Source organism: Xanthomonas arboricola pv. juglandis (genome assembly GCF_905367715.1).
In the GTDB taxonomy this organism is placed as follows: Bacteria; Pseudomonadota; Gammaproteobacteria; order Xanthomonadales; family Xanthomonadaceae; genus Xanthomonas; species Xanthomonas arboricola.
Genome location: NZ_HG999362.1, coordinates 4,275,564 through 4,290,171 on the forward strand (window position 1 = coordinate 4,275,564; position 14,608 = coordinate 4,290,171).

The 14,608-nt window shown below is 67.9% G+C and carries 10 protein-coding genes; 6 read left to right on the plus strand and 4 right to left on the minus strand.

Translation table 11 applies throughout. The annotated features are described in order from the left end of the window. Positions 1 to 101: 101 nt before the first annotated feature. From KHN93_RS18380 to KHN93_RS18400, 5 genes are all read left to right on the plus strand, one after another. Entirely contained in the window at positions 102 to 1,301 is a 1,200-nt protein-coding gene (locus tag KHN93_RS18380; RefSeq protein WP_211920984.1) for an MFS transporter, read from the plus strand. A gap of 282 nt (positions 1,302 to 1,583) precedes the next feature. After that, positions 1,584 to 2,333: a DUF3348 domain-containing protein gene (locus tag KHN93_RS18385; RefSeq protein WP_181141876.1), complete on the plus strand. Its 750-nt coding sequence runs from the start codon at positions 1,584 to 1,586 to the stop codon at positions 2,331 to 2,333. A 10-nt stretch (positions 2,334 to 2,343) separates the two neighbouring features. Further along, complete coding sequence (locus tag KHN93_RS18390) at positions 2,344 to 5,016, plus strand: DUF802 domain-containing protein (RefSeq protein WP_104560137.1); 2,673 nt, start codon at positions 2,344 to 2,346, stop codon at positions 5,014 to 5,016. Next, complete coding sequence (locus tag KHN93_RS18395; RefSeq protein WP_039518696.1) at positions 5,013 to 5,687, plus strand: OmpA family protein; 675 nt, start codon at positions 5,013 to 5,015, stop codon at positions 5,685 to 5,687. The genes KHN93_RS18390 and KHN93_RS18395 overlap by 4 nt, the downstream gene beginning before the upstream one ends. Then, entirely contained in the window at positions 5,684 to 6,334 is a 651-nt protein-coding gene (locus tag KHN93_RS18400; RefSeq protein ID WP_211920986.1) for a DUF2894 domain-containing protein, read from the plus strand. Before KHN93_RS18395 ends, KHN93_RS18400 begins: the two co-directional genes overlap by 4 nt. 193 nt (positions 6,335 to 6,527) lie before the next feature. On the opposite strand, the gene KHN93_RS18405 is transcribed toward KHN93_RS18400, so the two are convergent. From KHN93_RS18405 to KHN93_RS18420, 4 genes are all read right to left on the minus strand, one after another. After that, positions 6,528 to 8,672 (minus strand): TonB-dependent siderophore receptor, encoded by a 2,145-nt coding sequence (locus KHN93_RS18405; protein ID WP_211920988.1) that lies wholly within the window; start codon positions 8,670 to 8,672, stop codon positions 6,528 to 6,530. A gap of 85 nt (positions 8,673 to 8,757) precedes the next feature. Further along, complete coding sequence (locus KHN93_RS18410; protein ID WP_211920991.1) at positions 8,758 to 10,026, minus strand: DUF3526 domain-containing protein; 1,269 nt, start codon at positions 10,024 to 10,026, stop codon at positions 8,758 to 8,760. Beyond that, positions 10,026 to 11,462 (minus strand): ABC transporter permease, encoded by a 1,437-nt coding sequence (locus KHN93_RS18415; protein ID WP_211920993.1) that lies wholly within the window; start codon positions 11,460 to 11,462, stop codon positions 10,026 to 10,028. The genes KHN93_RS18410 and KHN93_RS18415 overlap by 1 nt, the downstream gene beginning before the upstream one ends. Beyond that, positions 11,459 to 12,199 carry an ABC transporter ATP-binding protein gene (locus tag KHN93_RS18420; RefSeq protein WP_104644463.1) on the minus strand — a complete coding sequence of 247 codons (741 nt, stop codon included), beginning with the start codon at positions 12,197 to 12,199 and terminating at the stop codon, positions 11,459 to 11,461. Before KHN93_RS18420 ends, KHN93_RS18415 begins: the two co-directional genes overlap by 4 nt. Positions 12,200 to 12,622: 423 nt before the next feature. Here KHN93_RS18420 and KHN93_RS18425 point away from each other — a divergent pair, with 423 nt between their 5' ends. Next, on the plus strand, positions 12,623 to 14,461 hold the full coding sequence (locus KHN93_RS18425; RefSeq protein ID WP_244812143.1) for a M14 family metallopeptidase: 1,839 nt from the start codon (positions 12,623 to 12,625) through the stop codon (positions 14,459 to 14,461). The last annotated feature ends 147 nt before the right edge of the window (positions 14,462 to 14,608 follow it).

The following is a 14,608-nucleotide window of genomic DNA, read 5'->3' on the forward strand; positions in this document are numbered from 1 at the left end:
GCGCTTATTCAAGAACTTAAGTCCGCAATGTACGGAAAATACTCCCGATATACGACCTTAATTCTTTTCTATGATGACCAGCCCACACTGCGGCGCATGCCATGTCTGCTGTCGGCTCCACCCCCTCCCCCGTTTCCGCCACTGCGGCGCCGGCCGCTGCACGCAGCGGCCTGGCGATCTTCATCCTGGCGTTTGCCGCCTTCGTGATCGTCACCACCGAGTACCTGATCGTCGGGCTGCTGCCCGGCCTTGCACGCGACATGGAAATTTCCATCTCCGCAGCCGGCCAGCTGGTGACCTTGTTCGCCTTCACCGTGATGCTGTTCGGCCCGCCGCTGACCGCGTGGCTGTCGCATCTGGATCGCAAGCGCCTGTTTGTCATGATCCTGCTGGTGTTTGCGGTCTCCAACGCAGTGGCCGCGCTGGCGCCCAATATCTGGGTGCTGGCCTTTGCCCGCTTCGTGCCGGCGCTGGCGCTGCCGGTGTTCTGGGGAACCGCCAGCGAGACCGCCGGGCAACTGGCCGGGCCGCAGCACGCCGGGCGTGCGGTGTCGCGGGTGTATCTGGGCATTTCGGCGGCGCTGTTGTTCGGCATTCCGCTGGGCACGGTGGCCGCCAACAGCATCGGCTGGCGTGGCGCGTTCTGGATCCTGGCCGCCCTGTCGCTGGCGATGGCCGCGGCGCTGGCGCTCTGGATGCCGACGGTGGCCCGCAGCGAGCGGGTGAATCTGCGCCAGCAGGCCGGCATCTTCGGCGAGCGCTTTTTCCTGGCCAATGTGACCCTGTCGGTGGTGGTCTTCACTGCCATGTTTACCGCCTACACCTATCTGGCCGACCTGCTGGAACGCAGCGTGGGCGTGCCGGCGGCGAATGTGGGCTGGTGGCTGATGGGCTTCGGCGCGAGTGGCCTGATCGGCAACTGGCTGGGCGGGCGGGTGGTGGATCGCTCGCCGTTGCGTGCCACGGCGGTGTTCCTGCTGCTGCTCGCGCTGGGCATGGCCTTGTGCGTGCCGGTGGCCAAGACCGGCGTGCTGCTCTATCTGACCCTAGCGGTCTGGGGCATTGCCTACACCGCGCTGTTTCCGATCAGCCAGGTGCGGGTGATGAACTCGGTGACCCACTCGCAGGCGCTGGCCGGCACCACCAATGTGTCGGCGGCCAATGCCGGCATCGGCATCGGCGCCATCATCGGCGGGCTGGTGATTCCGGCCTGGGGGCTGGGCAGCATCGGCTATGTGGCCGCGGCGGTGGCGCTGCTGGGCGTGATGCTGATTCCGTTGGTACATCGCGCCCGAGGCTGAGTTATCGCGTTGCGGGCCAGGCACCTCCGGCCCGCAGCGTTGGTCGCGCTCGCTGTGCATGATCACGGAACGCGCAGGCCAGATACCGCTGAAGATGGACTTGATCCTTGGGCGCTGCGCCCGCTGGATCGCTGCGCTGCACGCTGCAATCGCACGCACACCCCCACACCAGGCCGGCTGAATGCCGCCAGGGCCGGCCTGCGCGGCCAAGCCCGCAGCTGCCGGGCAAAGCGCCGAACCGCGCTGCTTCCCGTGTAAAATGCGCGGTCTTTGACCGGAACAATGGCGAAAGCTTCTCCACGGGCGCCCCTGTCGGGCCCGGCGTTCATTCGCCTGCTTGCTCGCCTCACAGATGCCCACGTGGCCCAGTCCAACCACGCGCTCGCCGACCGGCTCAGCCAATGGATCGACTGGACGCGCGCGGTCGCCGTGTCCAAGGCGCTGGATGGCAAGCTGCCGGAGATCGACGCGCTGCCCGAGACGCGCAGACTCGACACCGAGGCCTGCGCCCGCGTGCGCACCGGGCTGGCGACCAGCAGCGTGGTCGAGCTGGATGCCGTGCTCGCGCGCGCGCGTCGCGACGCGCGCAGCGCCGCCGCTGCCGACATCGACGCAGCGGCAGCGCCGCCCGCGCTCGACTATGCCCCGTTCCGCCAGCACTACCTGGCAATGCAACGCGCGATGCGCACCGCCACCGGCGACCTGCGTGGCCGCCTGCGCGACATGCTGGCGCTGGAATCGGCGACGATGGCGCGGCTGGCCGAGGTGGATGCGGTGATGGAGCTGACCTTGAGCCCGCGCGAGCAGACCCTGCTGAATCATGTGCCGAACCTGCTCGGCGCGCATTTCGAGCGTCTGCGCGATGCCGCGCAGGCGCAGAACCCGGCACCCGACGGCGAGGCCGCGCCACGCGCGCGCTCCGACGGCTGGCTGGATGTGTTTCGCAAAGACATGCAGAGCGTGTTGCTCGCCGAACTGGATGTCCGTTTTCACCCGATCGAAGGCCTGCTCGCAGCGCTTCGTACCCGCTAACTGGGACCTCATGTTCAGAACTCTCGTCCACCTGTGTGTGTTTGTCGTCGGCCTGTTGGCGGTTTGCTGGGTCGGCATCGGTTATCTGGGCTCCAACCCGCTCGGCGCCTGCGTCGCGGCGGTGATCGGCGCCTGTTATGTGGCCGGCGCGCTGGAGCTGTACCGCTACCGCCAGGCCAGCGCGACGCTGGATGCTGCCGTCACCGCATTGACCACCGCGCCATCGGCACTGGGCGAATGGCTGGAGCGCCTGCATCCGAGCCTGCGCAATGCGGTGCGCCTGCGCATCAAGGGCGAGCGCGTGGCGTTGCCGGCACCGGTGCTGACGCCGTATCTGGTCGGCCTGCTGGTGTTGCTGGGCATGCTCGGCACCCTGCTCGGCATGATGGCCACGCTCAAGGGCACCGGCTTCGCATTGCAGAGCGCCACCGACCTGCAGGCCATCCGCGGCTCGCTGGCCGCGCCGGTGGAAGGCCTGGCGTTTGCGTTCGGCACCTCGATCGCCGGCGTTGCGACCTCCGCGATGCTGGGGCTGTTGTCGGCACTGTGCCGGCGCGAGCGGCTGCAGGCAGTGCAGCGGCTGGACCTGAAGATCGCCTCCGAGCTGCATCCGCATTCGGACGCGCATCAGCGTGGCGAAGTGTTCAAGTTGCAGCAGCAGCAAAGCGCACTGATGCCGACGCTGATCGATCGCCTGCAGACGCTGATGCACAGCATCGAGCAGCAGAGCATTGCCGCCGACGAACGCCTGGCCGCGCAGCAGGCCGAATTCCACGCCCGGAGCGAAGCGGCCTATGCGCGCCTGGCCACGGCGATGGAGCAATCGCTGCAGAGCGGCGTGGCAGAAAGCGCACGCGCGGTGGGCGCGGCCTTGCAGCCGGCAATGGAAGCGACCATGACCAGCATCGCGCGCGACACTGCCGCCTTGCACGAGCGCCTCACCCACGCCGTGCAGCAGCAACTGGACGGCATCACCAGCGGCTTCCAGCACAGCGCCAGTGCCGCAGCCGCGCACTGGACCAGCGCGCTCGCCGCACAGGAACGCGCGCAGCAAGCGCTCGACACGCGGCTGCAGACCACGCTGGAGCAGATCACACAGCAGACCACTGCCGTACAGGACGGCGTCGGCACCGCCGTGCAGCAGCAGTTGCACGCGCTCAACGACGGCTTCCAGCACAGTGCGCAGACGGCCGCCGAGCACTGGCAGGCCGTGCTGGCCGCGCAGGAACGTGCGCAGCACGCGTTGACCGAGCAGCTGCAGACCACGTTGGCGCAGATCGATCAGCGCAGCATCGCGGTGCAGGACGGCGTGACCTACGCAGTGCAGCAGCAGTTGGCCGCGCTCAATGACGGGTTCGAACGCAGCAACGCCGCCACGGCCGAGCACTGGGCCGCGGTGCTCGCCGAGCAACAGCGCGCAGGCGCCGCGTTGAACGCGCAAATGCAGGCCACGCTTGCACAGCTCGCGCAGCAGAGCAGCGCGCTGCAGGACGGCGTGCACCAGGCCGTGCAGCAGCAACTCGACGGCCTGAGCAGCGGCTTCGAAAGCAGCACCGCCGCTGCCGCCGCCACCTGGACCGCGGCAGTGGCCGAACAGCAACGCGCAAATCACGCACTGACGCAGGAGCTGCAAGGCACCCTGACCCAGTTCGCCAGCACCTTCGACGCACGCTCCAGCGCCCTGGTCGATGCGGTGTCCAGGCGCATGGACCAGTCCAGCAGCGAGACCGCCAGCGCCTGGAGCGCCGCGCTGGCGCAGCAACAGGACGCCAGCGCCGCATTGGCCGCCCAGCACCAGGGCGCACTGGCTGCCGCCACCGCCAGCTTCGACGCGCATGCCGCCGCCCTGGTCGGCACCCTGCAGCAATCGCACACCGAGCTGCAGTCCGCACTGGAAGCCCGCGACACCCAGCGCCTGGCGCTGTGGAGCGAGCGCTTCAGCGCGATGAGCGCAGACCTGAGCACGCAGTGGGAACGCACCGGCGAGCGCGTCACCCAGCAACAGCAGGCGATCTGCGACACCCTGGCCAGCACCGCCAGCGAGCTGTCCACGCAGGCGCAGGCACAGGCCAGTGCCACCATCAGCGAAGTGGCGCGCCTGATGCAGATCGCCTCCGAAGCGCCCAAGGCGGCCGCCGATGTGGTGGCCGAGCTGCGCCAGAACCTGTCCGAGAGCATGGTGCGCGATACCGCCATGCTGGAAGAACGCAGCAAGCTGCTCGCCACCCTGGACACCTTGCTCAACGCGGTCAACCACGCCTCCACCGAACAACGCGCAGCGGTCGATGCGCTGGTCACCACCTCGGCCGACCTGCTGCAACGCGTGGGCACCCAGCTCACCGAGCAGATCGGCAGCGAGACCGGCAAGCTCGGCGCGGTGGCCGCACATGTCAGCGGCAGCGCGGTGGAAGTGGCCAGCCTGGGCGAAGCCTTTGGCGTGGCGGTGCAGCTGTTCAGCGGCTCCACCAGCGAGCTCAACGAGCGCCTGCAGCATGTCGCCAGCGCCCTGGATACCTCGCTGGCCCGCAGCGACGACCAACTGGCGTATTACGTGGCGCAGGCGCGCGAGGTGGTCGACCTCAGCATGCTGTCGCAGAAGCAGATCATCGAAGAACTGCGCCAGCTCGATCGCGGCCGCGGCGATGCCGGTGAGGCCGCTGCCGGCGAGGCCAGCGCGGCATGAGCGACGAGATCGACATCGACGGCGAATCGGGCACACCGATCTGGGCCGCCTTCGGCGACCTGATGTCGGTGCTGCTGGGCGCGTTCGTGCTGATCCTGGTCGGGGTGATCGGTGTGCAGCTGCAGCTGTCCAGCCGCCTGGACGAAGAGGTCAAACAGCATCAGGCCGAAGCGCAGCGCCGCAAGACGCTGGAGCAGGCACTGGCGGCGCCGCTGGCCGCCGGCCGGGTGACCCTGGTCGACGGGCGCATCGGCATCCGCGGCAATGTACTGTTTGCCTTCAATTCCGATCAGTTGCAGCCGGAAGGCCGCGAGGTGCTGAAGACGCTGGCCGCGCCGCTGACCGAATACCTGGCGGCGCGCGAGGAGATCCTGATGGTCAGCGGATTCACCGACGACCGCCCGGTGCTGGGCGGCAATCGTCGCTACGCCGACAACTGGGAACTGTCGGCCCAACGCGCACTCACGGTGACGCGTGCATTGATCGCCGAAGGCGTGCCGGCCGCATCGGTGTTTGCCGCAGCCTTCGGCTCGCAACAACCGGTGGATTCCAATGCCGATGAAACGCGCCGCGCCAGGAACCGCCGTGTGGAGATCGCACCGATTGCGCGCCCGTCCACGTCGCGTGCTTCCGCCACGTCACAGCCAACGCCGGCCACAACCACGCGATGAGCACGCAGGCGACATCCGCGCACGCGCGCCTGCAGCGCTGGCGCAGCCAGGGCGCCGACCAGTTGGATCCGGTGCGTTTCCATCTGATGGAAACGCTGGCCGCGCGTGCCGGCACACAGGCCGAGCCAGTGCGCGAGGTACTGGAAGAAAAGCTGGGCAAACTGGTCGATGCGTATGCGGCGACGGTGAAGCAAGCCGCACGCCGCCGTGTCGCCAGCGCTGCCGCACAGCCGTCGCAACGCAGCGCGCTGGGCGCACTGGCCGAGCAGATGGCAGGCCATGCGGCGTTGATGGAAGTGGACAGCAGAAAGACCGCCAGCGCCGATGCCACGCAGTTCCCCGAGCTGCCGGCGCTGGAGGATTTTCGTCGCACCTGGACCACGGTGCGTACCGCCAGCCAGGTGCGGCAGTCGCTGCAGGATGCCCCCAAGGATGCCGGCCCGCTCAATTCCAGCGTGCTGGTGCATCGCTGCATCAGCCTGATGCGCGAGTGCTCGCCGGGTTATCTGCAGCACTTTCTTGGCTATGTCGATGCGCTGTCGTGGCTAGAACAGCTGCACAGCGGTGGCGCATTGGCCAGCGAGGACGCCGCGCCGGTGGCGCCGGGCAAGAAGCGCAGCAAGCGCCCGTCCACGCGGCGCAGCTAGCGCAACCAGCCAGTCGCGCCGGCACTGCACGCACACGGCGGCTGGCTGAAACCAGCATGGCGCACGTGTGCAGCACGATTGTGGCCAGTGCGCTGGTCGGCGTTGCTCGCATCCGCCGACCAGCGCTGGCGTGGTCCATCAAGCAGGCATGGTCGGACGTCGCCAGTCGGTGTCGATCACATGCCGGCGCTGATCAAAACCGCAGCCGCACACCCACCGTCCAGCTACGTGGCGCGCCCGGATACACCCACTGCTCGCTGTAGGAGAACGCGGCGTAACGGCGGTCGGTGAGGTTCTCGACCTTGGCATACAGGCGCAGGCGCTCGCTCAGGTCGTAATGCCCGACCAGGCGCCACACCGTGTACGCAGGCAGCACGAAGTCGGTATTGCTATCCACCGAGCCCAGCCGCTCACCGGTATGCGACACGCCCACGCCCACTGCCGCACTGCGCTTGCCGGTCAACGGCTGCTCATAGTTGACGAAGGCATTGCCGCTGAAGCGCGGCACGTTCGGAAAGCGGCGTCCCTCGGCCAGGCCGGTACCGGCGGCGGCCTCACTGCTGCGCGTCACCTGCGAGTCGGTATAGGCCAGGCCCACCGAGGCGGCCAGGTGCGGGGTCAGCCGCCCGAGCAGATCCAGCTCCACGCCCTGGCTGCGCATCTCGCCCACCGGCAGCGAAAAGCTGGTGTCGGCCGGATCCAGGCTCAGCACGTTCTTCTTGTCGATGCGGAACGCGGCCAGCGTCGCTTCCAGGCCATCGCCGGGCTGCACGTACTTCAAGCCGGTTTCCAGCGAGCGGCTTTTCTCCGGCGCGAAACTCTGCCCGTCCGCGCCCACGCCGCTGTTGGGACGAAAGCCCGCCGCAGCGCTGGCATACAGCGACAGCGCAGCGTCGACATGGAAGATCATGCCCGCACGCGGACTGACCACACCATCGGAGGCGCGCTGCGTCGCGCCGCGCAGCTGGTTGTCGAGATCCTGCTGGTAATGGTCGTAGCGCAGGCCGAGCAAGGCCTTCCAGCGCGCGCCAAGATCGAGCTGATCCTGCGCATAGACGCCCCACACCTGTTGGCGTTCTTCGGTGTCGGTGATGGTGACCAGCCGCCCCGGCTGCGCAACGCCGTACTGCGGCGTAAGCACGTCGATGCTGTACGGCGTGGCCGCAGAGCGGGCGCGCTGCTGGAAACGGCTGTCGTCGAAGCGATTGCCATCCACGCCGAACAACACGTTGTGGGTGACGCTGCCGGCCTGCAAGCTGCCGAGCAGTTCCGCACGCGCGGCGATATCGCGGCCCTGGTAATCGCGGTAGCGGCGCTCGCGGCGCAGCGTGCGCTCATCGGCCTGCAGCGTCCACGGTTCGGTGGAAAACCCGCGCATGCCACTGTCGCGATAGGTCGCCCCGCCCTGCAGCGACCAGGTCTGGTTCAAGCCATGCACCACGAACACCTGGTGCCCGGTGGAATGCAGATCGATATCGCCATCGCGCGGCTCGCCCAGAAAACGCCCGGCCGGCAGCCGATTGGCATCGCCATCGATGGCGGTGACGCCGCGATCGAACGGCGCATGGATGCGCACGAATTCCAGCTCGTAGGACACCGTGGTATCGGGCGTGGGCATCCACAGCAGCGAGGGAGCCAGCAGCGTGTTGTCGCTATCGACGGTGTCGCGGAAGCTGTGCTGATCCTTGTGCATGACGTTCAGCCGATAGGCCAGGTTCTCGCCCAGCGGGCCGGTGCTGTCGACCGCAGCGCGATAACTGTCGAAGCGCCCCGCCGAAAGATCCACGCTGTGCTGCGGCTGGAACAAGGGCTTCTTGGTGACGATATTGACCGCACCGCCGGGCTCGCCGCGCCCGTACAACGCCGAAGCCGGGCCCTTGATCACCTCGATGCTCTGCGTGTTGGCAGCATCGCGCAGGCCGTTGTAACCGCGGCTGGCGTTGAAGCCGTTGACCATGTAGTCCGAGCTGAAATTCGGGTCGCCGGTGAAGCCGCGCATCGAATAGCTGTCCCACAACCCGCCCAGGTTGTTGGCCTTGGTGATGCCGCTGGCCATCTCCAGCGCGCCGGCCAGATCGTTGACGCCGGCATCCTCGAGCAAGGTCTGGTCCAGCACGCGCGCACTGATCGGCAGGTCGCGCAGCGGCGCATCGGTCTTGGTGGCACCGGTCACGCTCAATGCGCGGTACGGCGTGTACTGGCTGCGCACCTGCACCGCATCCAGATCGCGCGCCTGCGGCTCGGCCGCCTCGGCAAGCGGACTGACGCCTGCGCAGCTCAGTGCACCGAGCAAAGGCAGCGTGTTGGACAGACGGCGGCGCGGCGTGGACACGGACATCGGGCAGGACTCCTGAAGCACCCGGGCGCGCTGGGCCCGGGTCGCAAGTGAGACAACGAAGGTGAGGGGTGACACGCAGCTGCCGCTATGACGCAGGATCGGCGCTTGCATCGAAACGTGGCGCGCGCCCGAAGTCCTCGCGCGTAAACGGGCGGTCGCGGAACAGATAGCCGTAATAGAACGTCCGCAGTGTCTGGTGGTAGGCGCGGATGCGGTCCTGGTACGCCAGTTGCGCGCGCAGATCGGTGCCTGCCAGGCGCGTCAACGCGGCCTGCAACGCCACCGGCGGCAACACGCTGGCCACACGCTGCGCCAGTGCTTCGCGTCGCTGCAAACCTTGGCGATACGCCGCGACCTGTGGGGCCACCTGTTGGTCGCCGTTTTCGTGGAAGGCGAAATACCACTTGTAGTGGAACGCGCCGGTCAGCGGCGCCGATTCCGCCCACTGCGGGTTCTGCGCGTAGAAGGCCCGCATGGTGTGCTGGCGCGGAATGTCCCAGGCGTGGTTGACCGCCTCGCGCTGCAACCGCGCGATCTCGCTGCCTTGGTTGACCGGCACTGCCTGATTGATCGTCACATGCGCCAGCGCCGGTGCGACCAGCGCCAGCACCACCCAGCAGGTCGCCAGGGCGGTGGCATGCGCGGCGGGGCGCCAGTGGAGGCGCCCGACCAGCACCGACAGCAACACCCAGAACAGCAGATAGGCGCAGGTCAATGCCAGCACCGCGAGCTGTTGCAGCAGCGGCACCGCATTGAAGGTTGCGGCAATCACAAACGGCACACCCAGGCACACCAGCACCGCAGCGGCGCGCACTACCACGCGCCGTGCCAGTAACGCGGCGCCCGCACCCGGCAACGCGGCCAGCATGCGCGCACGCCCGGCCTCGCGTTCGCCCGAGCGCAGATCGAACAGCAACGCGATCACGAACAACGGCAGCAGGAACACCAGCACGAAGGCGTAGTCGAAGCGTCCGGCCAGTGCCAGCTCCGGGTTGTAGCTGTCGCCATCGTGGATCTGCGCTTCCAGGCCCAGCGCGCGGACACGCAGGATGTACGGCGAGACATCGCGCATGCCCACCGCGGCAAACGCCAGTGGCGTGGGCACATCCCAGGTCGGATGGAAGCTGTAGTAAGCCGCGCTGCCGGCGTCGTTGGAGCGCGCCACATAGTCTTGCACCGCTGCGATGTCCTCCTGCTGCAGCGCTGCAATGCGCGCGATGTTGGCGCGTTGCGCAGCGATGAGGTGCTGGCCGGAGAGCAGGCTGCACACCGTCAACACCGCCAGCAACAGCAGGCCGGCCAGCGCGGCACGTGCGCGCAGCAACAGCAGCAGTTCGTATTTCCACAGCAGCATCAGCGCGCCACTCCCACACGCCGACCGGCCACCACCAGCATGCACAGCGCCGCCAGCAGCCAGGCACCGACCAGGCCGAGCGCCGCACCTGCGGCGCGCAGCACCTCGGTGGTGGCCGGCGGCTGGAATGCGAACACCGGGATCGCATGCCAATGCGCGGAAGAGATGCGCTTGCGTTGGTCGGCACCGGCATCCTGCGCGGTGTCGTCGGCCATGCTCACCGCATCGGCCTGCAGCTGGTTGAGCTGCTGCACCAGCGTGTAGCGGTAATGCTCGGCCTGGGCGAGAAACCGCTCGTGCGCACGCAGGTCGGTTTCTGCCAGCGTCATCGACAGCTCGCGCAGCGCAACCGTGGGGCTTAACAAGGCGAACGTGCGCACCAACAAGTTCTGTTGCTGCTGGATGGCCGAATCACGCGCCGCATAGCGCTCGAACAGGCTCGCGGTGAGCCGCTCGCCTTCCAGCGCCAGCAGGCCCTTGTAGTTGACCGGCAGCTCTTCCACCCGCTGCACGCCATAACGCGCCAGCGTCTGCTGCTTGAACTGCGCAAAGTGCGGGTCATCCGGGTTGTGGCTGTCGCCGAGCGTGCGCAGGTCGCGCTGGATCGCCACGTCGGTCTCCAGCCGCGTCGGCAGGCGGTACGCCGCACTGGCCACATCCGGCGCCACGCGCGGCACCAGCAGGGCCAGCCACACCCACACCGCCAGCGACACCAGCAACGCATCGCGGCCGCGCCGGCACAGCATCGACACCGACAGCACCAGCGCGCACCACACCAGCAGATACACCGCATACGCCAGCACCAGCAGCGCAACCCGCAGCGCCTGACCCGGCAACGACGCGATCGGCAGCAACCCGACCAGGGCCGGCAACAGGCAGGCAGCGGCCACCACCGCGAGTGCGAGATATTTGCCGCCGAACAATTGCCCGCGCGTGGCCCCCTGCAGCAACAGCGCGCGCAAGGTACCGGTCTCCTGCTCGCGCGCCACCGCGCCGTAGCCAAGAAACACCAGCAGCATCGGCGCCAGCACCTGCAACACGAACGCGGGGGTGAGCTGGCCGAAGCGCACCAGCAGCGAGCTCTGACGCACATCGCCGAAGTTGGCGGTGTTCTGGCGATGGCCTTCCAGGAACATGCTGTTGCCGGTGAACGCGTCCACGCCGGCATCGAAGGCGGCCAGCGCCGGCAACGGGCGATAGATGAAATGACCGTAATGCACCACCCGATGCGGGTGGCGGTCCGGCTGCGCTTCGAAGGCCTGCTGCGCGGCCAGTTGCTGGCGCGCACGGAACTCGGCCACCTCGCGCTGATGATGCGCGGCGGTCAATGCCGCCACCAGCGTGAGCAGCATCAGCAGCACCACACCGATGGCAGCGGAACGGTTGCGCGCCATGAAACGCAGTTCTTCGCGCGCGACCAGCAGCACAGGACTCATGCAGCCCGATCCTGCTCACGCGAAAAACGCGCATGCAAGCTGCGCACGTCGAAGCCGCTGTCGCCGGCACCGATGTCTTCGGCAATGCGCCCGTGTTCCAGGAACCCGATCCGGTCGGCGACATCCACTGCGCCGAGCAGGTCGTGCGTCACCATCAGCACCGCGCCCCCGCGCTCGCGCACGCTGCTCACCAAGCGGTTGAAGTCACCAATGGCGCGCGGGTCCAGGCCGGAGGTGGGCTCGTCCAATAGCAGTACCGGCACCTGGCGCAGCGTGGCCACCGCGATCGCCACCTTCTGGCGCATGCCCTTGGAAAACCCCGCCAGCCGCTGGCGCCAGGCCTCACGTTGCAGGCCGGCAGCGGCCAGCGCCTGGCCGATCTCGGCCTGGCTGCGGCGCTGGCCGGCCAGCGCGAGCAGGTAGTCGGCATTTTCCAGCGCGCTCAGGTGCTCGTAGAGCGCGACGTTTTCCGGCAGATAGGCCAGCCGCGCACGCGCGCCGCCAGGGTCGGCGACCGGGTCGATGCCATCGATCCGCAGGCTGCCGGAGGTGGGTTTGACGAAGCCGAGCAAGCTGGAAAGCGTGGAGGACTTGCCGGCTCCATTGCCGCCCAGCAAGGCGTAGACACTGCCGGGGGCGACCTGCAGATCCAGCCCCTGCAGCACGGCGCGGCTGCGGTAGGCCACGTGCAGGTTGCTGATCGAGATGGCGGGGGCGACTGGGGGACTGGAAAGCATGACAAGGCAATGGCTTAACGAAATGATACGTTATCACATTGCGTTCGACGCTTGCAGTGGACCGGGCGACGCCGCGCAAACGTCAGCCGGAGCGGCGAATGCGCGGTGCGATCCCTCTCGGGCGACAGCACCACAGGAAGCAGGCTGCCGAGTGCAGCTGCGCGACCGTCGGCGCGAGCGCGGCCCGTCAAATGTTACTGTATTACGCAAATGTCCTGCTGCTTGCTGCAGCGCCCGAGGCAGGAACTCCCTGCACCGTGACCCGCGCCCAGGGAATGGCCAGCCCTTCGACCCACGCAGCCCGCTGCAGTACGTCGATGCGGCATGGCGTCTGTCGAACGCCGCTGTCGCTGTCGTCGCAACCACCCAGGAGCAGCAAGCCTTGCCACGTTCTCCCCTCAATCGAGATCCCGTACGTCCCACATGACTTCCGATACGCGCCCCTCTGCCTCGCACGCTTCCGCACCTGCTTCCGACAATGCCGCCAGACCCGCCAGCCGCAGCACCACGCGTGCCGCTGCCGGCCTGCTCGCCGCAACCCTGTTGACTGCCACCCAGGCCAGCGCGCAGCCCATCGACACCAGCGCGCCGCTGCCACCGGTACGTGCCTGGCATGGGGCCAGCGAGGCGTTGATCGTCACACCGGACGATCCGTGGAGCACGCCGGCAGAGCGCAACGACTTCGCCAGCACGCCCAGCTACGACGAGACGCGCGCGTGGCTGGAACGCCTGGTCGCCGCCTCGCCGCTGCTGTCGTTGGACGTGTTCGGCAAGAGCAGCGAGGGCCGCGACCTGCTGCTGGTCCGCGCGCACAAGGGCGCGCCCGGCAAGCCGGTGGTGCTGGCGCAGGCCGGCATCCACGCCGGCGAGATCGATGGCAAGGATGCCGGCCTGATGCTGCTGCGCGATATCGCGCAACGCGGCAAGGACCACCTGCTCGATCAGGTGGATCTGGTGTTCGTGCCGATCTTCAATGCCGACGGTCACGAGCAGCGCGGCCCACTGATCGGCGCCGCATTGCGCGGCCCACAGCAGATGGGCTGGAACACCACCACGCGCGGCATCAATCTCAACCGCGACTACCTCGCCCTGGAAGCGCCGGAAACGCGCGCGATGGTCGCGTTGCTGCATCGCCTGGATCCGGCGCTCTACATCGACCTGCATGTCAGCGGCGGGCTGGATCACCAGTACGACATCACCTTTACCTTCGCCGGCTGGGGCACTTATGCGCGCTCGCGCGCCACTGCCGACTGGCTGCAGCAACGCTTCACGCCGGCGGTGAACACCGCATTGCGCAAACAGGGCCACGAACCGGCCATCTACCCGAGCCTGATCGACGAAGACGAGCCGCGCTCGGGCCTGCGCTACGCGCCGGAAGGCCCGCGCTATTCCACCGGCTACGGCGACTTTGCCGGCATCCCCACCGTGCTGGTGGAGAACCATCGCCTGAAGTCGTACCGGCAGCGCGTGCTGGGCGACTATGTGCTGCTGGAAGCAGCACTGCGCGTGGTTGCCCGCGATGCAGGCAACATCGATGCGGCCAAGCGCGCCGATCGCGCTGCCCGCCCGCAGGAACTGATGGTGGCCTGGGAACGCCTGCAACAGCCGATCGCCCAGGTGCCGTTCAAGGGCGTGAGCTACACCCGCGCGTTGTCGCCGGTGTCCGGGCGGCAGGAACTGCGCTGGGAAGGTCGCGATGAAACCTGGACTATGCCGGTGATCGGCTATCGCCAGACCCAGGCGGTGCGCTACCCGCTCGCCTGGTGGATCCCGCCCGGCAACGACGATGTGGTGGAACTGCTCAAGGCGCACGGCATCACTTACGAACGCCTGCAGCAGCCGCGCCAGCTCCAGGTGCAACAGATCCGCGTAGTGAAGGATGCCGGCACACAAACGCCGCATGCCGAGCACGTGGAAGAAACCTTCGCCGCCGGCAGCGTCCGCGTGCCTGCCGATCAACCGATGCGTATGCTGGCAGCCGCGTTGCTCGAGCCGCAGAGCAGCGACTCGTTGCTGGCCAGCGGACGTTTCCGCAATGCCGGCAGCCCCGACAGCGGCTTGTACGGCGCCGAGCTGGTGGACTTCAGCGAGCGCGTGCTGCGCAGCGACGCCGCCCTGCGCGCCGCCTTCGAACGCAAGCTCGCAGACGATGCCGCATTCCGCGCCGATGGCGATGCGCGGCTGCAATGGATCTATGCACGCTCGCCGTATGCGGCGATCACCGGCTGGCGCTATCCGGTGCGGCGTCAGCTGGCGGAGTGACCCAGCGCATTGCCGATTGCACGCTGTGGGATCGGCAATGCGGCTCGAGCTTCTTTCGCATCGCGCATCGCGCAAGGCCCGTGGCGACGGCAACGGCGACCGCATCGGCATCGATACCGGCAGCAACGTCGCTTGCATGCCGGCAGA

Bases quoted from the DNA above. Each gene is read 5' to 3' on its own strand.
- KHN93_RS18380 (WP_211920984.1), top strand. From the start codon at position 102: ATGTCTGCTGTCGGCTCCACCCCCTCCCCCGTTTCCGCCACTGCGGCG.
- KHN93_RS18385 (WP_181141876.1), top strand. From the start codon at position 1,584: ATGGCGAAAGCTTCTCCACGGGCGCCCCTGTCGGGCCCGGCGTTCATT.
- KHN93_RS18390 (WP_104560137.1), top strand. From the start codon at position 2,344: ATGTTCAGAACTCTCGTCCACCTGTGTGTGTTTGTCGTCGGCCTGTTG.
- KHN93_RS18395 (WP_039518696.1), top strand. From the start codon at position 5,013: ATGAGCGACGAGATCGACATCGACGGCGAATCGGGCACACCGATCTGG.
- KHN93_RS18400 (WP_211920986.1), top strand. From the start codon at position 5,684: ATGAGCACGCAGGCGACATCCGCGCACGCGCGCCTGCAGCGCTGGCGC.
- KHN93_RS18405 (WP_211920988.1), bottom strand. From the start codon at position 8,672: ATGTCCGTGTCCACGCCGCGCCGCCGTCTGTCCAACACGCTGCCTTTG.
- KHN93_RS18410 (WP_211920991.1), bottom strand. From the start codon at position 10,026: ATGCTGCTGTGGAAATACGAACTGCTGCTGTTGCTGCGCGCACGTGCC.
- KHN93_RS18415 (WP_211920993.1), bottom strand. From the start codon at position 11,462: ATGAGTCCTGTGCTGCTGGTCGCGCGCGAAGAACTGCGTTTCATGGCG.
- KHN93_RS18420 (WP_104644463.1), bottom strand. From the start codon at position 12,199: ATGCTTTCCAGTCCCCCAGTCGCCCCCGCCATCTCGATCAGCAACCTG.
- KHN93_RS18425 (WP_244812143.1), top strand. From the start codon at position 12,623: ATGACTTCCGATACGCGCCCCTCTGCCTCGCACGCTTCCGCACCTGCT.